Raw genomic sequence first — 20,543 nt, 5'->3', positions numbered from 1 at the left:
CAGCAGCCCCCGGCCTTGGCCACCCCGAGCAGGCCAAATGCCGGCAGCGGGTACCCGGCCCTTGAACACCCGAGCAGGCCGAAATCCGGCAGCAGCCACCCGGCTCTCGAACACCGAGCAGGCCAAAGCCGTCAGCCACCTGCAACCGGCAGCCACCCCGCAACCGTTCAGAAGAGGTCCGTGTAGTGGGTCGACATCGCGGCAGCCCGGTCGCGCAGGGAGGCGCGCAACTCCGGCGGGGCCAGGGCTTCCGCGTCCGTGCCGAGCTGCCACAGCGCCCACTCGGCGTGCCGTAGGTCCTCGAACGTCACCTCCAGCCGCAACCAGCCGTCGGTATCACGTTCTGCGGCGCGCACGGCCACCGCACTGCCCAGCAGCTCCTCTCGCCGCTCCGGGAGCAACCGCACCCGCACGGCGATGTGATCAGTGGACAGAAACCGTGCGCAGCGTTCCCGCCAGGCCCGGTCCAGATCGACCTGACTCGGGCGCTGTGCCGGTTCGGGCAGCTCTTCGGCGGCCAGCACCCGCGACAGCCGGTAGGTGCGGTCCGCGCCGGATCGCGTGGCCAGCAGATAACCCCGCTCGCGCACGGTGACCAGGCCGATCGGATCCACCGTGCGCCACTGCGGCGTCCGGTCCGCAGCGGCGTAGTGGATGCGCAGTCTGTGCCCGGCGAGCACCGCGCGCCGGATCTCGGACATCGTCCTGCCGGGCACGTCCTCCGTGACCAGCCGACGTGAGAGCAGGTCGGTCTCCGGCTCGACCAGAAGGCGCCGGGCGGCGTCGTTCGCGGTGGCCCGATGGCTCTCGGGCAGTGCATCAGCCACTTTCCGCAGCGCCGACGCGAGGGCCGGACCGAGGCCGAACGCCGGCTCGCCGCGCCCCGATCCGGCGGTCAGCAGTGCAAGGGCCTCGTCGTGGTTCAGTCCGGTGAGCTCGGTCCGGAAACCGGGCAACAGCGCGAACCCGCCGCGCCGTCCGCGTTCGGCGTAGACCGGGACGCCGGCCGCGGACAGCGCCTCGATGTCGCGCAGCACGGTACGGGTGGACACCTCCAACTCGCGGGCCAGCGTCTCGGCGGTCAACCGACCGCGCTGACGGAGCAGCAGCACCAGCGATACCAGCCGATCAGCGCGCATTCGAGAACCGTATCGAATACATGACCGAGGGTGTCGTGATTTGTCGGCAGGCTCATGAGCACCGACGTCGGCGAGCCCAGTCGCCCCCGGCGGACGCACGTACCCCCTGACTCGAACGGAGCTGATGTGGCAGTGGACCGAACAGCGGTCAATCCGGTGACGTGGTCGATGGCGATGGGATTCAACCAGGGCGAGACCGTCTCAGGTCACACCCGCACCCTCTACTGCTCCGGACAGACCGCGATGAGCAGTGACGGCAAACCCCGCCATGACGGTGACATGGCCGCACAGTTGGCGCTGAGCCTCGACAACGTGGAAGCCGTCCTCGGCGAGGCCGGCATGTCCCTCGCGAACCTCATCCGGCTCAACGTCTACACCACCGACGTCGATCTGCTGCTTCCGCACTACGGCGTGCTGGCGTCGCGGCTGGGCGCCGCCGGAGTGGCACCCACCACCACGCTGCTCGGAGTGACACGGTTGGCCGTCCCCGGCCAGATGGTCGAACTCGAGGGGACCGCCGTCGCGTGACGCGACCTCGCCGCCTCAGCCGCTCGTGCCGGGCGAACCGGCACGAGCGGCAGGCAGATGGGTGATGGGTGATGCTCAGATTGGTGACGATCGGCGTCTACGGCTTCGACGGCGAGTCCTTCCTGCGACGGCTGCGGCACGCCGACGTCCGTGTTCTGCTCGACGTCCGTCAGCGCCGCGGTGTGCGCGGACCCGAGTACGCCTGGGCGAACTCGCTTCGGCTTCAGTCGGCCCTCGCCCGCGCCCGGATCGCCTACGAGCACCACCCCGAGCTCGCCCCCACCACCGAACTCCGACGGCTTCAGTACGCCGAGGACGACCGTCGGGGGGTGGGCAAGCGCTCGCGCCACGAGCTTGCCGCCGAGTACAGCCGCCGCTACACGGCGGAGATCCTCGACCTCGCCGACCTCGCACCGATCGTGTCGGCGCTGCCGGACAGCGGAACAGCAGCGCTGTTCTGTGTCGAGCGCGACCCTGAGGCATGTCACCGCTCGCTGATCGCCCAGCGGTTGGCCGAACGGCACGGCGTCACGATCGAGCACCTGCGCCCGTGAGGGGGCGAGCCCGATGCCCGGCGCAGACGCTGCGAGAGTTCGATCCGGCTCGCCGACAGGCGCGGCGTAGGGAACCCGTCGGCATGCTCACTCGGTCACGGTGTCGGCATGGCGGTGGGCCACCCTCCACTCGCCGTCCTCACGGCGGTACACCTGGGTGGCCCGCAGCGTGTAGGTGCGTGGTTCTCCGTCGACGGAGGCGGAGGTGTGCTCGAGGCCGGCCGTATAGGCCATGTCTCCTGAGACGTCGCACGCCTGCAACTCGAACACGTACGACGTGCAGTCGGAAAAAGTCGCCCCGAGGGTCGTGAAGAGGTTGTCCAGCTCCGCCTGCCCGTGGGCGCTGCGCCACGCCCCCAGGACACTCACGGGCTCGTGGCGCGACCAGAGCGCGCGGCGGGGAGCCGGATCTCCGTTGTGCAGTGCGAGCTCGGCCTCGTACAGGGCGGTCCCGACCCACCCCAGGAATTCGTCACGATCGGTCATACGCTCATCATGGCCCCGGCGTGCGGGCCGCCCGCGCATTCGACCTGTGGCACGCGGTGGCTCCACGGTCCGCGCTGTCAGTGGTGGCTGAGAGGCTGATCGGATGAACGGCGACGAGCAACTGCTGCGCGGCCGGGTCTACGGCCACGACCACGACGACCCCGATCCGGGCCCACGCTCCGGGCGGACCTATGCCCAGCTCATCGGAGGACCGCTGGACGGTCTGCTGCTGGACGTCACGGGGTGGACGCCGGACGAGATCGGCACCGGGGCCGCCCTGCCCACCGAACTCGGGCAGTTCCCCGGCGGCCGCGCGCTGTACGACCCGGTCCCCGGCACACCGGGCCCCGGAGTGACGTGCCGCTTCCACTACCGCGGCGACGCTCCTTGAGGCGTCGGCTGCCGACTGCCACCACCGATGGTGCGGCTCGTGTCAGGATGGCGGGCATGCCTGGTCGCGCGTTGAGCTTCGGAGTCGTGGCGGAAGCCTACGAACGGTTCAGGCCGGGATATCCGACGGAGCTGTTCGACAGGGTGGTCGGGTACGCGGGCCGTCCGGTCCGGACCGCCCTCGAGATCGGCGCCGGGACCGGCAAAGCAACCCGGCTCTTCGCCCGGCGGGGGGGTCGTGGTCACCGCGACGGAGCCCGACGAGTCCATGCTCGCCGAGCTGCGCAAGCACGTACCGGGCACCGTCGCGACGATGCGAGCCGCGTTCGAGGACCTGCGGTCCGGCGAGCGGTACGGGCTGGTCTACGCGGCCGCCGCGCTGCACTGGACGAATCCCGAAGGCCGGTGGTCACGCATCGCCGCGCTGCTGGAGCCGGGTGGTGTGTTCGCCTCGTTCGGCGGCCCGTTCCGCCTGGCCGACCCGGCCGTGGAGGAAGCCGTGCGCACGGCGCGGGCACCGTTCCTCGAGAGCGACGAGATACCGTCGCCCGACGGGACGCCTCCGGAACAGGAGATGCAGTGGCCGGGGACCGAACTGCAGCGGTCCCCGTGGTTCACCGACATTCGGCAGTCCGCGATCGAACGGCGATTGACCATGAGCGCGCGCGACTACATCGGGTACCTCTCCACCATCTCGGCCTATCTCGTCCTGCGGGCCCCGGAGCGGGAGCAGGTGTTCAGCCGGATCATGCGGGTTCTTCCGGACCGGGTCGAGATGACCGCCGACCTCACCGTCCATCTCGCGCGTCGGCGCTTCGAGGATTGATCGCGCCCGCACGTCGCCGGGGTTCGTCGGTGCGCGCCGGGCTGATAGCCTGCGACCTTCGCCGATTCCCCGGTCGGAGTCCCCGGCAGGTTGCCATGTCCCGCCACCAGCAGCAGCTCATGACAGCGCTCGACGCACCCGAGGCGAAGGCGCCCACGCCTGCGCGAAGCAGACTGGACCACCTGGGACACGCCCCTGGCGCAGGCACTCCACGAAGTCTGGTCCGCCTGGTGGCGGGCCACCCTGCACAGCAGCCCGAGCCCCGTCTCCGTCAGGGAGACCCTCAGCCTCATCACCGTCGCCACGGGCACCCTGCGTCCCTGGCTGGACACGTGGACCGCCCCCCCCGCACCCCGGCCGCCGACTCACACCTTGCCGATCTCATCGACGACGTGTTGACCGAGTACGAGATCATCGAACTGCGCATGGGCTTCTACGACGAGTACGACGCCTCCTCGGAACTGCTGAGCTGGCTCCTGAACGATGTGCGCGACCGTGCCGACGACATTCGTCTGGATGACCCGTACCTCCTCGAACACCACTGGGGGAGCGCTCATCCCGGCCGGGCAGGATGACTCATCACATTCGCCATCGACCGTAGATGATCCTGGGAGGGGATGCCGGTGTGCACGGTGGATCACGAGGCCGCAGCGGTGAGAGCGACAGCGGCTCTGACGGCGGCCCACCCGCATCTGACGCGAGAGGCTGCTCCGCATCCGGCACTGCACGGGTGCGAGGAGGTGGAGTGGTCGGCCATCCCCGGCTGTCCGGTCGACGTTCCGGTCGTCCTGCGCGGGCTGCTCGATCCGGCCGCGGCCGAGATGGCCGAACGAGCACTGGACTGGCTCGTGATGTCAGGACCGATGTCCATCAGCGCCACGATGCCGGCGGTCGTCCCGTACCTGCTGCGCCTGGCCGCCGACCCGTCGACTCCGCGCCGCGACGAGCTCTTCGGACTGGTGCTCGTGGCCGCCGCCCTGTCCGCACCGACGGATCCGGACAGCCCATGGGACATGGCGGTCAGCGGCCCCGAGGAGGACCACCCTGAACGGGCCCTGTGCCGCGCGGCATTCGTCGCCGACGCGGCATGGGTGCGGCGCCTCCTGGCCGACGGCGAACTGCTGGCCGGCCTCCACCTGGGCGAGGACGAACGGGCCTGGCTGATCCAGGCGGCTGGACTGTGAATCGCTACCTCGGGGTGAACGTCCGACCGAGTGCTGATAGCCGGCGCGGATCGGGGTACCTGCGTCGGCATGGCATCGGAAACCGATCACGCTGAGTCCGTACGAGCCCTGCGGCAGCTGCGCCGGATGCGCACCTTCTACACCGGGGGAGCCGTCCTGTGGGCCGCTTCTGCCGTGTCGGTGGGATGGGCCGATCCGGGAAGCAGGCAGATGTGGGTGTCGGTGGCGCTCCTGGTGGTGTTCGTCTCGTTGCTGGCCATGACGTCCCTGTGGCTGAGGCGCCGGCAGGCCGACCAGCCGAAGGAGCCCGTGCACCACGCCGCACCGCGCAGGACGGCGTGGCGTCGGCACGCCAACGCCTGAGGCAGGCCGCCGGGGTCACCGCCGCACGAGGGGTCAATGCAACGTGGGGCGGTAGACGAGCTCCTGGATGTGGCCGTCGAGCGTCCGGTGCTCGACCAGCTCCAGGTCGAAGTCCGCCGCGTCCCGGAAGACCGGGTCCAGCCCGGTCTGACCGGTGATGACGGGGAAGAGCGTCACCTGCAAGCGGTCGACCAGGCCGGCGGCCATCAGAGCCCGGTTCAACGACAGGCTGCCGTGCGAACGCAGCGGCACGTCGGACTCCGCCTTCAGCCGGGCGACGACATCGACGGCATCGCCGTTCGCGACGGTCGCGTCGGGCCAGTCGAGCGGGCCTTCGAGCGTCCTCGACACCACGGTCGTCGGCAGGTTCCTCATCCGCGTCACCCAGGGGTCCCGCACATCGGACCCCTCGGTGCTCGTGGCGAGCATCTGCACGAAGGCACGATAGGTGTTGGCCCCGTAGACCATCCGCTGCTCCTCGCTGTACTGGGCGAAGCGGTGGTCGAGCAGCTCGGGCCCCTGCTTGCCCCAGTAGCCGGTCCAGTCGCCGCCGGCGGCGCCGTAGCCGTCGAGGCTGGAGAAGACGTCGAAGGTGTAGGTGGCTGCCATGTCGATCTCCTTGCGAGCGGTTGACCGGTGTGCGTGGGAACCGGTGATCTCTTTCTCCGGGCGTTTTGCGGCGACCGTTGCACCCATGGACCCGGTGCCCTCGCAGAACTCATCGCCGCGACCACCACATGTGCTCGCGAATCCCTCGAACGGCGGATGAGGACACTGCCACGGCAGCGACAGGGCGCGCACACCGACTCCCTCGGCCCGCTGACGTTCCTGCGGCTGACGCCCAGCAGGGATGCCCTGCCGTTCGTCCGGGGATCTGACCGGCCACAAGGTGCCGATCACACTCTCGTGGGTACACGCGCGGCATGTCCGAGGTGATCCAAGCAGGTGGTTGGGGGTTGCTGGCAGGAAGTGCTCTCCTGCTGGGAGCGGTGATCGGCTACGGGATGCGCGTGTCGCAGAAGGTCATCGCGCTGGTGATGGCCTTCGGTGCCGGCGTGCTTCTCTCGGCCGTCTCCTTCGAACTGGTCGGCGAGGCCTACGAACAGGGCGGCCTGGGGCCGGCGGCCGTGGGGACACTGGCGGGAGCGGCGGCCTACACGGGAGGCAATCTCTGGCTGGCCGGCCGAGGTGCTCGCCATCGCAAGCGGTCGGGCCATCACACGGACCAGACGCAGCCGTCCGAGGAGCAGCAGAGCGGCTCGGGCCTGGCGCTGGCACTGGGCGCCCTCCTGGACGGAGTGCCCGAGTCGGCGGTGATCGGCGTCAGCCTGCTCAACGGTGGGGCAGTGAGCCTCGTGACCGTCGCGGCCGTGTTCATCAGCAACATCCCGGAAGGTCTGTCCAGCTCGGCCGGAATGAGGAAGGCCGGACGCGGCAAGGGATACGTCTTCGCCGTGTGGGGCGCCATCGCGGTCGCGAGCACCGTGTCCGCCGTCCTCGGATACGCCGTCCTGGGCGGTTTCTCGTCCACGGTGATCGCGGGGGTGACGGCCGTGGCCGCCGGTGCGATCCTGGCCATGATCGCCGACACGATGATCCCCGAGGCGTTCCAGGAGGCTCAGCTGGCGATCGGACTCGTCACGGTCAGCGGCTTCCTCGTCTCCTTCGCCCTGTCCCACGCCTGACGTCAGACCCTCGAACGGCTCGCGCGTGCGGGTATGGTCCTCGACGACCCTCCCCGCCACCATGGGTGCCACGCACGCGAGTCGGGGGAGGACGGCATGGCGACGCCCACGGAATCACCGTCCGGATCGTCGGAGCGGCGGCCGGAGCTGGACGCGATACGCATGCCGGCGGGGAGCTCCTGCTACGGCTCGGCGTTCCGCTGCTCCTCGCGGCCGTCGTCCCGAACCCGCGGGATGCGGATGTGAATCGACGTTCGCTCAGCGCCGTCGTCCTTTTGCGGTCCGGGCCTCCAAGGCGCGCAGGACGGCCACCATGTCCTCGTCACCATGGCCCTGCTGGACGGTCTCGTCGTACAGGGCGTGACACACGTCGAGAAGCGGGGACGTCAGGTCTGCCGTGCGGGCGGCCTCGGCGATCAGGCGGTTGTTCTTCAGGACGTCCGCGGCGGCCGCCTGGACGGAGAAGTCCCGCTCCAGCAGCTTGGGCCCCTTGCCCCGGGACACGGCACTGGCCATGGGGCCGGCGTCCAGGACGTCCCGGAGGAGATGCCGGTCGAGCCCGTGCCGCTCGGCGAAATGGAACGCCTCGGCAAGACCCGTGACCAGGGTGATCAGGAACAGGTTCACCGAGAATTTCAGCAGCAGCGCGCCCGGGACGGCTCCGCACGCGAACGTCTCACGGCACATCGGAGCGAGCAGGGGCCGTACGGCCTCCAAGGCGTCGTCGTCGCCCGCCAGCATCCCCACCAGTTCGCCCCGCTCGGCAGGGACACGGCTGCCGGAGACCGGGGCCTCCACGTAACGCCCGCCCGCGGCCCGGACGTCCTCCAGGAGGCCGTGGGAGTACGTGGCCGAAGTCGTGCCCATGTGGACGACGGCACGCCCTGCGACGCGCCGGGCGAAGTCCGGCGTGCCACGCCCCAGCACCGCGTCCACGGCCTCCTCGTCGGCCAGCATGAGGAACACGGTCGCCGCCCGGCGGAAGACCTCGGCGGGGTCCGCCGCCACCTCGGCACCGGCGACGCGCAGCACCTCACATCGCTCGGGAGTGCGGTTCCAGACCACTAGAGGTGTGCCGGCCCGGGCGAGGTTCACTGCCATGGGCTGCCCCATGACCCCCAGACCGATGAAACCGACGTACATGGCGTACCGCCTTCCCGAGCCCGGGCGGGGTCGAGCCGCCCCCCTCGAGCCTCGACTATGACAGCGGTCATAGTAGCTCCGCTTATGACCGCGGTCATAGACTGTCGGCCCGGGAACGAGGTGCGAGCGAGCGGACGGAGGCCGACGATGGCGAAGGCCGAACGGGGACCGCGCGAGCGGATGGTCTTCAGCGCGGCCCAGCTCATCCGCCGCGACGGAGTCCACTCCACCGGCATGCGCGAGGTCGCCGTCGACGCCGCAGCACCACGCGGATCCCTCCAGCACTACTTCCCCGGTGGCAAGACGCAGCTGGTCGACGAGGCGGTGGGGTGGGCAGGCGGATACGCGGCAGGCCGTGTCGCCCGGTTCCTGGCCGCGCTGCCCGAGCCGACGCCGAGCGGCCTCTTCGCCGAGATGGTGCGTCAGTGGACCGACGAGTACGAGACCACCGGCTTCGCCGGCGGATGCCCCGTCGCGGCCGCCACGGTGGACTGCGCGGAGTCGGTCCCCTCCACGCGGACGGCCGCATCCGCGGCTTTCGCGACGTGGACCGGCGCGGTCGCCGCGGCCCTCACCGAGATGGGCGTGCCCGCGAAACGGGCCGGCGCGCTGTCCACGCTCATGATCAGCAGCCTTGAGGGGGCGATCCTCCTGGCCCGCGCCGACCAGGACGTCCGGGCCCTGACGACCGTGGCCCGGGAGCTGGGCCCTCTGCTCGACGCGGCCGTGCGGACCCGCTGACGGCCCTGCGGGCAACGGCAGTCGGGGAATTACTGGTACTGCGTCAGGTCGATGCCGTAGACCGCGAGGCCGTGGTCGTGATCCGGATGCCGGGCGGCTCCCTCCCTCTGCATGCCGAGCTTGTCGAGTACGTTCGCCGAAGCCCTGTCGTCCAGGCGGCAGACGGCCACCACCCGGTCGAGACCGCGGTCCTGCACGGCGAACTCCAAGGTGGCGTGCGCTGCTTCGGAGGCGTATCCCTGCCCCCAGAACACCCGCCCGAGCCGCCAGTTGATCGCGATCTGGCCGGAGATCTCGGCCGGGGCGTCGGCCACGGACAGCCCGACGGCGCCCGCCAGCTCACCGGATCCCAGGAGCTCGACGGCGAACACCCCGAAGCCTTCCTCGTCCCACTCCTCCTCCCAGGCCTCGATGTCCTCGGCGGTCTGTTCCAGGGAGCGCGGTGAGCCGTCTGGGACGCGTTGCATCACCACCGGATCGGCGTGGATCTCGGACAGCGGGACGAGGTCGTCGTCGAGCCATCGGCGCAGCAGGAGACGGGGCGTGCGGATCTCGGTCATGCCCCACATCCTGCCGACACGGCAGTGGGAGCGCGAATCCGGGACCGCCCCCCCACGCATGCCACGCCGACGGCTCCGTCCGCCCCTTTCAACCGGCCTCGGCCGGTTCCGTCCCACCGGGCGGTGCGACCGTGGCCGCCACCGCGAGGAGCAGCACCGCCGCCGCGATGACGAGCAGCGCTCGCCCCGTGCCCAGCGGCACCAGCAACAGCGTGCCGAGCGCGCACACCAGCAACGCGGCCTCGCAGGCGAGTCCGGCCGGAAACCACGGGCCCCTGCGTTCCGCGAGGCGCTTCAGTACGACGTCCCCGAGGCCGCCCCGACCATGAACGCCCCGATCGCGGTGGCGGGCCGCGCCACGGGAACGTCACCCTCCGCGGCGCGCGCGAAGGACAGGAAGAGGACGTTGCCGGTCTCCAGCGCGCAGAACACCTTGCCCATGGTCAGAAAGCTCACGGCGTCGACGGCGCCCGCCGGCACGGTGAGCACGGTCATGACGGCCACCCGCCGGGCATCGGTCGCGAGGACCGGGGACGCATCGGACATGCGCCCAGTGTGAGCAGCCCCGACGGCCGGAGCACCGGACCCTGGCCAGGACACACGTCCGATGGCTTCGGGCGGGCTACTACGGTCCGACACCGCTCAACCCCGCAACCGCGTCGAAGACCGCCGTCTTCCGTACCGGCCCTCGGCCGGTTAGGGTTTGGGCCCCCCTGGTCACCACGAGGAGCTGAGACATGGTCGGTTTCCCGAGCGCGCGTTGACGTCGTAGGCCGTGTGACGGCCTGTCATCGCGTGCTGCCTGTGATGGTGCGGCACAGCGAGCCTTCTCCTGCCCGAAACCACCGAAGCACCTTCGCCGTGCCCGGTGGCGGGGCCTCGTTGTCGGCAACACGAGGGATACCGTGCCGTCCGCTTCTTCCGCTTCTTCCGCTTCTTCAGCCGCATCCGGTTCCGCCCGACCCGCTCGGCCCGGTCTGTGGCGGGACGCCGACTTCCGCAGACTCTGGTGGGGTCAGACAGCGTCCCAAGTCGGCGAACACGCAACCCTGGTGATCCTGCCGCTCCTTGCCGTCCTGACGCTGGACGCCAGTGCCGGCGGCCTGGGCGTCCTTCGCGCGGTGGGACAGGCGCCGGTCCTGCTGCTCTCGCTGTTCGTCGGCGCGTGGGTCGACCGATGGCGTACCCGCACGACGATGATGCTCTCCGACGCCGGCCGGGCCTTGGCTCTGGGCGCTGCCGCCCTGGCCGCGCTCGTCGGAGGGCTCGGCCTGCCCAGCCTGCTCGCGCTCACCTTCACCGTCGGGGCCCTGTCCGTGTTCTTCGACGTGGCGTACCAGGCGTCTCTCGTGCGACTGGTGGAACGCGACCGACTGGTACGGGGCAACAGCGCCCTCGAGGGCAGCCGGTCCGCGGCGCAGATCGGCGGTCCCGCACTCGGCGGTGCACTGGTGTCTCTGCCGGCGGCGCCCTTCGCCGCCGTCTCCGGGGCGCTGTTCTTCGCGTTGTCGTTCCTGTCGATCCGGCGCATCCGCCGAGCCGAATCGATGCCGACCCGTCAGGAGAAGTCCCCGCGGGTCTGGCGGCGGATCCATGAGGGCTTGCGCTTCGTCGTCGGCGACACCTTCCTCAGAGCCGTGTGCGTGGCCTCGGCAGCCTTCCAGTTCTCGTTCGCGGCCATGATGACCGTCTACCTCCTGTTCCTGCCCCGGGAGCTGCACCTGTCGGGCACCGTCGTGGGGCTGGCGCTCGCGGCGGCGGGGCCGGGCGCGCTCGTGGGCTCGTTGCTGGCCGCCCGCCTGCCGGGCCGGTTCGGTCACGGCACGGTGGTCATGTGTGCGGCGGCTCTCGGAGACGGCGTGTTCCTGTGCGTGCCCGCACTGGACGGCTCCTCGGCCGTCACGGTTCCGGTGCTCCTCGCCGTGGGCTTCGTGTTCGGCCTGGGCGGCCAGCTGGTGAACGTCACGCTCATGGCCGTCCGGCAGGCCGTCACCCCGGACGGGATGCAGGGCCGCGCCGCTGCGACGATCACGTGGGCGGGCCTGGGGCTGACCCCGGTCGGGTCCCTGGCCGGCGGATTCCTCGCGGGGGAGTGGGGGCTGCGCACCGGCCTGCTGGTGACCGCCGCAGGCATGATGCTGTCACCCGGGATCATGGCCCTGTCCCCGCTCGCCCGCCTGGGCCGGCAGCTCCCCGCCCCGATCCGACCCCGGCGGACCATGATCTCCTCGGACGAAGCCGAGACCTGTGGAAGGCTGGACAGGTAAGGACCGACCTGTGAGCCGGACCCGGATCGTGAGCGGCCGCCGGCCTGCCACCGGCCGCAGTGCACGTCTGCTCGGGCGGACGGGTGCGCCGTGGGGTCGAAGGCCTGAGGGGCGATGTGATGAGCCGAGCGAACCAGCCTCCGGAGCAGGCGGGCGATCCGCAGGATCCGGCGTCCGACCCGAGTGGGTTGATGGACCTGCTGGGTGTCGCCGCGGTGCTGGTGGAGGCCGACGGCCGGATCGACATGTGGAGTCCGCAGGCCGAGGAGCTGTTCGGCTACACCGGTGACGAAGCGGTCGGGCAGAACGCGGCCGCCCTGCTGCTCCATCCCGAACACCGGAAAGCGGGGAGGGGACTGTTCGACGAGGTGATGGCGACCGGCCGGGGCTGGGCCGGCCCGTTCCCCGTCCGGCTCAAGGACGGCAGTACCCGGACGGTCGAGTTCCGCAACATGCGGCTGACGGACAGCCTCGGCGACCACTACGCGCTCGGGCTTGCCACCGACCGGGCCACGGTGCGGCAGGTGGAGCGCAACGTGGCCCTCTCCAGCCAACTGGTCACCCAGGCGCCGATCGGACTGTCCGTCCTGGACACCGAGTTGCGGTACGTGGCGGTCAACGGCGCCCTGGCCTCGATGCACGGCGTCCCCGAGGCCGACCACGTGGGCCGCCACTTCCGGGAGATCCTGCCCGGCGCGGCTTTCAAGACCGCGGAGAACCAGATGCGGGAGGTCCTGGCGACGGGCCTGCCCATGGTGGACGAGCAGGTCGTGGGCCGGACCCGGGCCGACCCGGACCACGACCACGCCTGGGCCGTGTCGCTCTACCGACTGGAGGACCAGAGCGGGCACGTGCTGGGGATCGCCAACGTGGTGGTGGACGTGACCGACCGGTACGAGGCGGCAAGGCAAGCCGACCGGGCCCAGCAGCGCCTGCGCCTGATGGCCGACGGCTCGGCGCGCATCGGGACCACCCTGGAGGTGGAGCGGACCGCCCAGGAACTCGCGGACGTCCTGGTGCCCGACCTGGCCGACATGATCGGGGTGGACATCCTGGACTCCGTGATGCGGACAGGCCGCCCGGAGCGCGGAGACGGCCCGGCGCTGTTCCGGGCGCTGGCGGTGAAGACCGCCTACCCCACCGGGGCCTCCCAGGCGATCATCCAGCCCGGCCACCTCACCACCTACCACGCGGACCATCCGGCCGCCCACTGCCTGCGCACCCGCAAACCGCTGCTGATCACCCACCTCGACAGCCGCGATCTCAGCCGTATCGCGGCCGACGACGCCGCAGCCGGACTGCTCGCCGAGGCGGGGGTCCACACCGACATGGCCGTCCCCCTCATCGCCCGGGGAGAGATCATCGGCGTGATGGGCCTGGCCCGCGCCCGCAACCCGCAGCCCTTCGACGAGAACGACCTCACCCTCGCCTGCGAGCTTGCCTCCTCCGCCGCGCTGAGCATCGACAACGCCGTCCTGCACCAGCACATCCGCAGCGCCGCCGAAACCCTGCAGCGCAGCCTGCTGCCCCGCCCCTCGCCACGCCGCCCCGGCCTGGAGATCGCCACCCGGTACCGGCCCGCGCAGGCCTTCAGCGAGGTCGGTGGCGACTGGTACGACATCATCCCGCTCAGCGGCGACCGAACCGCTCTGGCGGTGGGTGACGTCATGGGCAGCGGGATCCCGGCGGCCACCGCCATGGGCCGGTTGCGCACCGCGACCTCCACCCTCGCCGACCTCGACCTCGCGCCGAGCCGCATCCTCACCCATCTCGACAAGATCACACAGGGTCTGGACCCCTACATCGCCACCTGCGTGTACGCGGTCCACGATCCGCACACCGCCCGCTTGCAGGTGGCCTGTGCGGGCCATCTGCCCCCGGTTCTGGTACGGGCCGGCCGACCGCCCGAACTGCTCGACCTGCCCTCCGGCACCCCGCTGGGAGTCGGCAGCGGTCCCTTCGAGACCTCCGTCGTCGCCATGAACCCCGGTGACCAGCTCGTCCTGTACACCGACGGACTGGTCGAGACCCGGGACGATCCCATCGACAAGCGCCTGGCCGAGCTCCTGCGCCTGCTGTCCCCGCCGTGCCGCTCCGCGGAGGAAACCTGCGACCGGCTGCTCCGGGAGCTGCGCAATCCCGCCGACCACGACGATGTCGCGCTGCTCATCGCCCAAGCACAGCCACTGACCTTGCTCTGAGCACGGGGCGAGTGCCCCCCCCGTGTCCGGGTGCTCGAGCCATCGCTGATGTGTGCGAAGCGGCCCCCGGTGTTATTCAATGAGGTGTGCGGTCAGGGACTCGGGGCCCCACCGCACGGGTCCGAACAAAGCCCCGGCACCCACGCCGGGGAATGCTGAGAGAGCCGCATGGACTCCACACCCTCGCCCTCGTCCTCCTCGGCGTTCGAGCTGGTCAGCCGCGCACTTGGCCGCTACATCCCGCAGGGTGGAGCGACAGCGGCCGACCCGCGGGGCGACCGTGCCACCCGTCAGCGGGTTCCGGACCCTCCGGCGGCCGGACAACAGGAGCAGATCCTCGGCGCGGTCAACCTCGACACTGATCTGATCATCACCCGCTGCAACCTTGACGCTCCGGTGTTCGCGGGTCTCGATGCCGACGCCGGGAAACCGTTCGTGGAGCTCCTCCCCCCGGGTGACGTACCGACGGTCACCCGCAGGTTGCGGCAGGTCGTGGAGAGCGGTGAGGCGCACGTCGCCCGGATCCAGCGGCTGCGGCGGTGCGACGGATCCGAGCTGGTCGTGTCGATGAGCATCCTGCCCGCCGCGTCACCGGAGGAAGGGCTGACGGTCTCCGTGATCGCGATGGCCAGGAGGCTGCACCTCTACGCCGCCGAGACCGCGATCGGCACTTCGCTGGACATCGGCGAGACCGCACAGTCCCTCGCGGAGTCCCTGCTGGCCTGGGGGGACGTCGCCGCCGTAGACCTCGACTTCGCCGTGTGGACGGGCGAGGGGGTCACCGGAAACGCTCAGGGGCGTATTCACCTCCGGCGGGCGGCCCTGGTCCCGGACCGGGTGTGGCCCGAGGGCTACCTGACCCCGGGCGACGATCTTCCCGGGGACGCGAGTCGTCTGCTGGCGCAGGCGGTCCTGAGGGACGATGCCCCGCAGACCATCGTCATCCCCGACCGCCAGGCCGTCGAACGGGTCTTCGGCAGCCCCCGCGTGGTACGTGCCCTGGTACCCAGCGGCCGGTCGGCGGGCGTGGCGTGCATCCCCCTGGTTCTGGACGGCGCGCCGCCCGTCGTCCTGGGCGTGGCGGAGGTGTGGCGGCGGGCGGACTGCCCCTTCCGCGACAGCGAGCTGTTCGACCTGCAGGAACTGGTGGCCAGAACCGCCCATCACGTGGACCTGGCTCGCCAGCACCAGCGCGAGCACACACAGGTGCTGGCCCTGCAACGCCGGCTCCTGCCCCGGTCCGGCGGCGACACCATCGAGATCGCCAGCGTCTACCAGCCCGCCACCCCCGACAGCGCCGGCGTCGGCGGCGACTGGGTGAACAGTTTCCCGCTGCCCGACGGCCGTACCGCGCTGGTGGTCGGGGACGTCGTCGGACACGGCCTGGGAGCCGCCGCGACCATGGGGCAGCTGAGCATGGAGGCCCGTGCGCTGCTGTCCGCGGGGCTCGCGCCCGACCAGGTACTGGAACACCTGGACGAGACCGTGACGCTGCTGGACGACGCCGATTCAGGACTGGCGGCCGGCTACAGCGCCCTGGGGTCGACCTGCTGCATCGCCCTGTACGACCCGGTGGGCCACCATGTGACGCTGTCCAGCGCCGGTCATCTCCCGCCGATCCTGGTCTCCCCGGACGGGCACGCGGGCGCGCTCTCGATCCGCCCTCACCCGGGCCTGGGCGCCGAGTTCGCGCTGCGCGAGCCGTTCGACGTGTACACCATCGGCGTGCCTGCGGGTTCCGTGCTAGCCCTGTACACCGACGGGCTGGTGGAGGATCCCGCCCTCTCGATCGACGAGGGCATCGACCGGCTGGCGGACGTCGTGTCCACGGTTCACCCCTGGGACGCCCTCCAGCAGACGGCACGCCACGTGGTCTCCGCACTGGCGCCCGCGCCCCAGCGCGACGACGTGACCCTGCTGCTCGCACGGATGATCGGCTACCGCAAGGGGGACACGGCGACCTGGCGGCTGCCCGCCCGCAGTGATGCCCCCGCCCACGCCCGTGAGCGGGTCGCCGCGCTGCTGAGGCAGTGGGGCACCAGGGACGACACCAGGGACAAGACACTGCTGCTGGTCAGCGAGCTGGTCACGAACGCGGTGCGCTTCGCCACCGGTCCCGTCACGGTGCGGCTGATCAGGTCCGGTCACGGCCTGCTGTGCGAGGTGGGCGACACCGGCAACGGCAGGCCGCGGCTGAGGCGCGGCGACCTGCTCGACAACGGTGGCCGTGGTCTGAGCATCGTGCACCGGCTCACCACCCGGTGGGGAGTGCGGTGGACGGACACCGGGAAGGTCGTCTGGGCGGAAGTCGCGAGGTGACACGGCCCGCCCGGCGGAGTGCGGTGAGGACACGTCAGGCGCGCGCCCCGGCCCCCGCGGACGGAACGGACGACGCCCATCGCACTACAGCCACTGCCCTTCAAGGGCGGTCGCGGTGAGTCCCGGTGCCGCCGCGTACAGGACGGCGCGATGTCCCGCCTTCAGCTGTCCCGCGTCATGGGCCCGCCGCAGGATGTCGAACACCGCCGCGCCTCCGCGGTTTCCGGTGGTGTAGCTGTCCCGGCTGTAGTCCAGCAGCCCCGAAGGCCACCCGTCGGGCATCGTCTGCTCCATGTACTCCAGCACGCGGGTTCCCCCGGGGTGCGCGAGCAGTACGTCGGGGTGCCAGGAGCCGGGGTCGTCCTGGTACCGCGTGCGCAGCCACTCCCACATCGCGGTGACCGTCTCCTGTACGGCGCGCGGCCCACGCCGGTCCATCACGAAGTGGGTGCCGTCCGCGCGGGTCTCCAGACGGTGCAGGTCCTGGGTGCCGGGCAGGGTGTGGTGCCAGGCTGAGTTCAGCCGCAGCACCGACTCGGGCCTGGGGCGGCCGGTGACCACCGCGGCGACCGCGGTGTCCGCGAACAGCAGCCGGACGATCAAGGACTCGAGCGTGTCGTCCCCGGGCTGGTAGGTCGTGCTCAACGCCTCCGAGATGACGACCAGGACCACCCGGTCGGGGTCGGCGGCGACCAGCTCCGCCGCCAGTGCCAGGGAACGCGTCCCCGCGATACACGCCCACTGCGTCGCCGGGAGCAGCATCGTGTCGCTGCGCAGCGACAGCTTGTTGGCCAGGGCGACGTCTAGGCCCGGCAGTGCCGGGGTGGTGGAGTGACTGGTGATCAGGCAGTCCACGTCCGCGGCGTCGAGCCCGGCTGTCTGCAGGGCCCCGCGTGCCGCACGCTCTCCGTAGGACTGCACGGCCTCCCAGGCGGGCGCGGTGCGCTCCTGGACGGTCTGCCGGGCGGGTATGGACTCGAGGGCGGCGATCACGCGGTCCACGTCCTGCTGTGCGAACCCGTCGCGTGCGAGCGCCTCTTGGGCCGGCTCGATACCGACGGCATCCAGACCGCTGCCCTTGCCGGGTGCGACGGCGGTCTCCAGCGGCAGCATCCAGCCGCGGGTCTCGATGCCCGTACTGGCGGCGATGCCGTCGATCCGCGGTGCCCACGCCGCATGCCGGTGCCGGTCGCTCACCTCCGCCACGATCTCGCTGGTCTTCACGGCGTGCTCGCCGTGTATCACGGCTGGCGGGCAGAGGTATGCGGCCATGGTGGGGCACCTTCCGGGGAGCGGGGAGAATGTCACGCCTGCTGTGTCATGGGTCACTTTGAACTTCGCGCCCAAGAGGATGGCGATAGGCCCCACTTCGGGGGCTGACGTCCGAATCGAGCATGGACGCATACGGACATTTCCGCTGTGATGCAGACAACTTAGGCGGATTTTGGGGGGTGTGACACGACGCACACCGTTGAAGTGGAAGGCGAGCTGCCGTTCTCACTGGGGGACGGGCTCCGGCTTGCCGCGCGGAAGGGGCGCAGCAGCGGGGGCTGTTCGACCGGGCGTCCTCCCGCGGCGATGAGCGGAACCGGGCGGCCGGCGTTCAGGCCCGGAAGTCCCGGCGAGAGTCGATCACCGGCTCACCGTCCGGCTCGGGCCCGCCGGCGCCTCACCCCGTCTTCACCCCCGCGCCCCGGTCAGGAACCTGTATGCGCGCTCAACCGCCGCTTCCTGGTCCGCTCAGTCCACGGGAATGCCGAGGCGCAGCGACATCGAGTTCAAGGCTGAGCCCAACGGCAGGGAGACCCTGGTGAGGGCGAGGTGGTCGCCGCGGGTCTGATCCCGGTTGACGATCAGTACCGGTTTCCCGGCCTGGGCCGCCTGGCGGACGAAGCGCAGGCCGGACATCACGGTCAGGGAGGAGCCCAGGACCAGCAGTGAGGTCGCCGCACGGACCAACTCGCGGCAGTGCTCGACTCGCTGCGGCGGAACGGATTCGCCGAAGAACACGACGTCCGGTTTGAGGATGCCGCCGCATGCCGTGCAGGGAACCACACGGAAACCCGCGACCTGGTCGTCCGTGAGATCGGCGTCCCCGTCGGGGTTGATTCCCGCGGCCACGGGCTCGAACCCCGGGTTGGCCTCCTCGAGCCGCACGGCGAGTTCGCGGCGAGGGCTGTAGGCGCCGCAGGAGAGGCAGACGACCCGGTTCAGGGTCCCGTGCAGTTCCACGACGTCCTCACTGCCGGCGGCCTGGTGCAGGCCGTCCACGTTCTGAGTGACGACACCCTGGAGAAGGCCGTGCCGCCCGAAGGCCGCCACGGCCCGGTGCCCGGCGTTGGGGCGGGCTCGGCCGAAGGTGCGCCAGCCGAGGTGGCTGCGTGCCCAGTACCGGCGCCGTGCCTGGGTGGCGGCGGTGAAGTCCTGGTAGGTCATCGGGGTGTGCCGGCTCAGGCTCCCTCCCTCGCCCCGGTAGTCGGGGATGCCCGATTCCGTGGAGATGCCCGCGCCGCTGAGCACCAGCACTCCACCGTTGCGCAGCGCATCGACGACCGGCTCGGGATCCGTACTGCCCGGCGGCAGGTCCTCGGCGGGGGTCCAGCTCAAGGTGGGACGCATGCGCATGCCGTCAGGGTACGAAACAGTGACCCACCAGAGCGTTCACCTTCAACTCATTGCAACGGATTGGATGATTCCGTTGCGTTCGACGCCAATGGCGGTGCAACGATTTCATGGCTCTGAGCTGCACTGATTAGTGAAATACGTAGTAACCTCGTTGTCGAACTCGTGAAATGCAACGTAGCGTTTCCATCATCCGAAACTAAGCGTCACAAGGCGTCACAAGATTCCCGACCCGGCACCTCCCCATGTGAACAGGAGCAGGACATGACGAAGAACAACACCTCCCCGGACCAGGAGCGCTGGGCCGGGACGGTGCCGGTCGAGGACACGGCCCTGGCCGTCACCGACACCGGGGGCCCCGGTCTGCCGGTGGTCTACCTCAACGGTCAGTTCGCCACTCAGGGGTACTGGCGGCGCACCCTCGCCGAACTGGGAACGGGGTGGCGGCACATCACCTATGACGAGCGGGCCCGCGGCAAGTCGAAGCGTTCGGCGGACTACTCCTTCGAGGCGGCCGTCCGGGATGTCGACGCCGTCCTCGCGGCCCGAGCCGTCGACCGGGCCCTCGTCGTGGGCTGGTCCTACGGCGCGGTCGTCGCCGCGCACTGGGCCGCCCGGAACCCGGAGCGCGCCGTGGGTGCGGTCCTGGTCGACGGCGCCTTCCCCCACGACTGGCTCGACGAGGCCATGGAGCAGCGGATCCGGAAGCTGTTCCGGCGGATGGGATGGTTCATGCCGCTGCTGCGCCCCACGGGCCTGGCCCCGCGCATGACTCCCGACGAGCAGGCGAACAGCAACATCGAGCTCGGAAAGCTCTCCCGCGAGCGTGAGTTGGGGCCCGTACTCGACGGCATCACCGTCCCGGTGCGGTACGTCGTCGCCTCGGGGACGTCGTTCGGAAGCCGCGGCGACGAGCAGGAGCGGATCCGCGCGAGCCTCGACGCGGTGACAGCGCGCCGTCCGAACTTCCGCAGCGTGAAGGTCGACAGCAACCACGGCTCGATCCTGAGGAAGGACTTCCGGGCCGTCGCCGACGCCGTTCGCGAGGTGGCCGCGCTCGACCGTTCCCCCTCTCGCTGAGCCACCCCGGCAACCCGGTTCGCTGCAAGGCCCGCAGAGCCGATATCAGAAGGAGACGTTTGGCCCGGCGCATTCGGCGTACCCGATGACTTAACAGAATCCTTATACGACGAAGCGGAGACGCACCATGGGCATCATTGCTTGGATCATCATCGGGCTCCTCGCCGGCGCCATCGCCAAGGCCCTGATGCCGGGCAAGGACCCCGGCGGCATCATCGTCACGATGCTCATCGGCATTGTCGGCGGTCTGCTCGGCGGCTGGCTCGGCAAGGTCATCTTCGGAGTGGACTCCATCGACGGGTTCTTCGAACTCTCCACGTGGATCGCCGCGATCGTCGGCTCCCTCATCCTGCTCGCCCTGTACCGCGTCGTCACCGGCAACCGGCACTCGCATCGGCACGCCTGACCCCGTAGAAGACGAACGCCTCTGCACACACTCCGACGGCTCCTTCCTC

At 70.6% G+C, this 20,543-nt stretch carries 22 protein-coding genes; 14 read left to right on the top strand and 8 right to left on the bottom strand.

Going from position 1 to position 20,543, the window contains the following annotated elements; all coding sequences use genetic code 11:
• Positions 1-167: 167 nt before the first annotated feature.
• Complete coding sequence (locus tag AB0B29_RS35665; protein WP_362246541.1) at positions 168-1,139, bottom strand: helix-turn-helix transcriptional regulator; 972 nt, start codon at positions 1,137-1,139, stop codon at positions 168-170.
• Positions 1,140-1,271: 132 nt separating this feature from the next.
• On the opposite strand from AB0B29_RS35665, the gene AB0B29_RS35660 reads away from it, so the two are divergent.
• The gene (locus AB0B29_RS35660; protein WP_362246539.1) at positions 1,272-1,667 is read left to right on the top strand and encodes a RidA family protein; all 396 of its coding nucleotides are present in this window, start codon (positions 1,272-1,274) and stop codon (positions 1,665-1,667) included.
• An 83-nt stretch (positions 1,668-1,750) separates the two neighbouring features.
• Positions 1,751-2,221 carry a DUF488 domain-containing protein gene (locus AB0B29_RS35655; RefSeq protein ID WP_362246537.1) on the top strand — a complete coding sequence of 157 codons (471 nt, stop codon included), beginning with the start codon at positions 1,751-1,753 and terminating at the stop codon, positions 2,219-2,221.
• An 87-nt stretch (positions 2,222-2,308) separates the two neighbouring features.
• Here AB0B29_RS35655 and AB0B29_RS35650 read toward each other — a convergent pair whose 3' ends face one another.
• Entirely contained in the window at positions 2,309-2,707 is a 399-nt protein-coding gene (locus tag AB0B29_RS35650; protein ID WP_362246536.1) for a nuclear transport factor 2 family protein, read from the bottom strand.
• A gap of 103 nt (positions 2,708-2,810) precedes the next feature.
• Between AB0B29_RS35650 and AB0B29_RS35645 the strand changes: the two genes are divergently transcribed.
• From AB0B29_RS35645 to AB0B29_RS35625, 5 genes are all read left to right on the top strand, one after another.
• Complete coding sequence (locus AB0B29_RS35645) at positions 2,811-3,098, top strand: hypothetical protein (RefSeq protein ID WP_362246535.1); 288 nt, start codon at positions 2,811-2,813, stop codon at positions 3,096-3,098.
• A 237-nt stretch (positions 3,099-3,335) separates the two neighbouring features.
• Complete coding sequence (locus AB0B29_RS35640; protein WP_362246533.1) at positions 3,336-3,923, top strand: class I SAM-dependent methyltransferase; 588 nt, start codon at positions 3,336-3,338, stop codon at positions 3,921-3,923.
• 332 nt (positions 3,924-4,255) lie between these two features.
• Entirely contained in the window at positions 4,256-4,498 is a 243-nt protein-coding gene (locus AB0B29_RS35635) for a hypothetical protein (RefSeq protein WP_362246531.1), read from the top strand.
• Positions 4,499-4,576: 78 nt separating this feature from the next.
• Entirely contained in the window at positions 4,577-5,107 is a 531-nt protein-coding gene (locus tag AB0B29_RS35630; RefSeq protein ID WP_362246529.1) for a hypothetical protein, read from the top strand.
• 69 nt (positions 5,108-5,176) lie between these two features.
• Entirely contained in the window at positions 5,177-5,470 is a 294-nt protein-coding gene (locus tag AB0B29_RS35625; protein ID WP_362246528.1) for a hypothetical protein, read from the top strand.
• Positions 5,471-5,503: 33 nt separating this feature from the next.
• Here the strand turns inward: AB0B29_RS35625 and AB0B29_RS35620 are convergent, their stop codons facing one another.
• A complete protein-coding gene (locus AB0B29_RS35620; RefSeq protein WP_362246526.1) occupies positions 5,504-6,079 on the bottom strand; it encodes a dihydrofolate reductase family protein in 576 nt (191 codons plus the stop codon).
• Between the two features lie 314 nt (positions 6,080-6,393).
• Between AB0B29_RS35620 and AB0B29_RS35615 the strand changes: the two genes are divergently transcribed.
• A complete protein-coding gene (locus AB0B29_RS35615; protein WP_362246524.1) occupies positions 6,394-7,155 on the top strand; it encodes a ZIP family metal transporter in 762 nt (253 codons plus the stop codon).
• Between the two features lie 258 nt (positions 7,156-7,413).
• Here AB0B29_RS35615 and AB0B29_RS35610 read toward each other — a convergent pair whose 3' ends face one another.
• Positions 7,414-8,298: an NAD(P)-dependent oxidoreductase gene (locus tag AB0B29_RS35610; protein ID WP_362246522.1), complete on the bottom strand. Its 885-nt coding sequence runs from the start codon at positions 8,296-8,298 to the stop codon at positions 7,414-7,416.
• 147 nt (positions 8,299-8,445) lie between these two features.
• On the opposite strand from AB0B29_RS35610, the gene AB0B29_RS35605 reads away from it, so the two are divergent.
• On the top strand, positions 8,446-9,039 hold the full coding sequence (locus tag AB0B29_RS35605; protein ID WP_362246520.1) for a TetR/AcrR family transcriptional regulator: 594 nt from the start codon (positions 8,446-8,448) through the stop codon (positions 9,037-9,039).
• 29 nt (positions 9,040-9,068) lie between these two features.
• Here AB0B29_RS35605 and AB0B29_RS35600 read toward each other — a convergent pair whose 3' ends face one another.
• Positions 9,069-9,599 (bottom strand): GNAT family N-acetyltransferase, encoded by a 531-nt coding sequence (locus AB0B29_RS35600; protein ID WP_362246518.1) that lies wholly within the window; start codon positions 9,597-9,599, stop codon positions 9,069-9,071.
• A 294-nt stretch (positions 9,600-9,893) separates the two neighbouring features.
• Positions 9,894-10,145, bottom strand: coding sequence for a DUF1275 family protein (locus tag AB0B29_RS35595; RefSeq protein ID WP_362246516.1), 252 nt, complete (start codon positions 10,143-10,145; stop codon positions 9,894-9,896).
• Positions 10,146-10,504: 359 nt separating this feature from the next.
• On the opposite strand from AB0B29_RS35595, the gene AB0B29_RS35590 reads away from it, so the two are divergent.
• From AB0B29_RS35590 to AB0B29_RS35580, 3 genes are all read left to right on the top strand, one after another.
• The gene (locus AB0B29_RS35590; RefSeq protein ID WP_436845962.1) at positions 10,505-11,866 is read left to right on the top strand and encodes an MFS transporter; all 1,362 of its coding nucleotides are present in this window, start codon (positions 10,505-10,507) and stop codon (positions 11,864-11,866) included.
• Positions 11,867-11,985: 119 nt separating this feature from the next.
• Complete coding sequence (locus tag AB0B29_RS35585) at positions 11,986-14,067, top strand: SpoIIE family protein phosphatase (RefSeq protein ID WP_362246514.1); 2,082 nt, start codon at positions 11,986-11,988, stop codon at positions 14,065-14,067.
• A 168-nt stretch (positions 14,068-14,235) separates the two neighbouring features.
• On the top strand, positions 14,236-16,386 hold the full coding sequence (locus AB0B29_RS35580) for a SpoIIE family protein phosphatase (protein ID WP_362246512.1): 2,151 nt from the start codon (positions 14,236-14,238) through the stop codon (positions 16,384-16,386).
• An 84-nt stretch (positions 16,387-16,470) separates the two neighbouring features.
• Here the strand turns inward: AB0B29_RS35580 and AB0B29_RS35575 are convergent, their stop codons facing one another.
• The gene (locus AB0B29_RS35575) at positions 16,471-17,658 is read right to left on the bottom strand and encodes a type III polyketide synthase (protein WP_362246510.1); all 1,188 of its coding nucleotides are present in this window, start codon (positions 17,656-17,658) and stop codon (positions 16,471-16,473) included.
• Between the two features lie 468 nt (positions 17,659-18,126).
• Positions 18,127-19,011 carry an NAD-dependent protein deacetylase gene (locus AB0B29_RS35570; RefSeq protein ID WP_362246508.1) on the bottom strand — a complete coding sequence of 295 codons (885 nt, stop codon included), beginning with the start codon at positions 19,009-19,011 and terminating at the stop codon, positions 18,127-18,129.
• Positions 19,012-19,272: 261 nt separating this feature from the next.
• Here AB0B29_RS35570 and AB0B29_RS35565 point away from each other — a divergent pair, with 261 nt between their 5' ends.
• Both AB0B29_RS35565 and AB0B29_RS35560 read left to right on the top strand, forming a co-directional pair.
• Positions 19,273-20,088: an alpha/beta fold hydrolase gene (locus AB0B29_RS35565; protein ID WP_362246506.1), complete on the top strand. Its 816-nt coding sequence runs from the start codon at positions 19,273-19,275 to the stop codon at positions 20,086-20,088.
• 127 nt (positions 20,089-20,215) lie between these two features.
• Positions 20,216-20,494, top strand: coding sequence for a GlsB/YeaQ/YmgE family stress response membrane protein (locus AB0B29_RS35560; RefSeq protein WP_344456246.1), 279 nt, complete (start codon positions 20,216-20,218; stop codon positions 20,492-20,494).
• Positions 20,495-20,543: the final 49 nt, after the last annotated feature.

The sequence above is a fragment of the Streptomyces tibetensis genome (assembly GCF_040647715.1).
GTDB classification, from domain to species: Bacteria; Actinomycetota; Actinomycetes; order Streptomycetales; family Streptomycetaceae; genus Streptomyces; species Streptomyces tibetensis_A.
Note: the sequence above shows the minus strand (reverse complement) of the source record. Positions and strands in the feature narration are given on the sequence as shown.

Bases quoted from the DNA above. Each gene is read 5' to 3' on its own strand.
- AB0B29_RS35665 (WP_362246541.1), bottom strand. From the start codon at position 1,139: ATGCGCGCTGATCGGCTGGTATCGCTGGTGCTGCTGCTCCGTCAGCGC.
- AB0B29_RS35650 (WP_362246536.1), bottom strand. From the start codon at position 2,707: ATGACCGATCGTGACGAATTCCTGGGGTGGGTCGGGACCGCCCTGTAC.
- AB0B29_RS35645 (WP_362246535.1), top strand. From the start codon at position 2,811: ATGAACGGCGACGAGCAACTGCTGCGCGGCCGGGTCTACGGCCACGAC.
- AB0B29_RS35625 (WP_362246528.1), top strand. From the start codon at position 5,177: ATGGCATCGGAAACCGATCACGCTGAGTCCGTACGAGCCCTGCGGCAG.
- AB0B29_RS35620 (WP_362246526.1), bottom strand. From the start codon at position 6,079: ATGGCAGCCACCTACACCTTCGACGTCTTCTCCAGCCTCGACGGCTAC.
- AB0B29_RS35615 (WP_362246524.1), top strand. From the start codon at position 6,394: ATGTCCGAGGTGATCCAAGCAGGTGGTTGGGGGTTGCTGGCAGGAAGT.
- AB0B29_RS35610 (WP_362246522.1), bottom strand. From the start codon at position 8,298: ATGTACGTCGGTTTCATCGGTCTGGGGGTCATGGGGCAGCCCATGGCA.
- AB0B29_RS35605 (WP_362246520.1), top strand. From the start codon at position 8,446: ATGGCGAAGGCCGAACGGGGACCGCGCGAGCGGATGGTCTTCAGCGCG.
- AB0B29_RS35600 (WP_362246518.1), bottom strand. From the start codon at position 9,599: ATGACCGAGATCCGCACGCCCCGTCTCCTGCTGCGCCGATGGCTCGAC.
- AB0B29_RS35595 (WP_362246516.1), bottom strand. From the start codon at position 10,145: ATGTCCGATGCGTCCCCGGTCCTCGCGACCGATGCCCGGCGGGTGGCC.
- AB0B29_RS35585 (WP_362246514.1), top strand. From the start codon at position 11,986: ATGAGCCGAGCGAACCAGCCTCCGGAGCAGGCGGGCGATCCGCAGGAT.
- AB0B29_RS35580 (WP_362246512.1), top strand. From the start codon at position 14,236: ATGGACTCCACACCCTCGCCCTCGTCCTCCTCGGCGTTCGAGCTGGTC.
- AB0B29_RS35575 (WP_362246510.1), bottom strand. From the start codon at position 17,658: ATGGCCGCATACCTCTGCCCGCCAGCCGTGATACACGGCGAGCACGCC.
- AB0B29_RS35570 (WP_362246508.1), bottom strand. From the start codon at position 19,011: ATGCGCATGCGTCCCACCTTGAGCTGGACCCCCGCCGAGGACCTGCCG.
- AB0B29_RS35565 (WP_362246506.1), top strand. From the start codon at position 19,273: ATGACGAAGAACAACACCTCCCCGGACCAGGAGCGCTGGGCCGGGACG.
- AB0B29_RS35560 (WP_344456246.1), top strand. From the start codon at position 20,216: ATGGGCATCATTGCTTGGATCATCATCGGGCTCCTCGCCGGCGCCATC.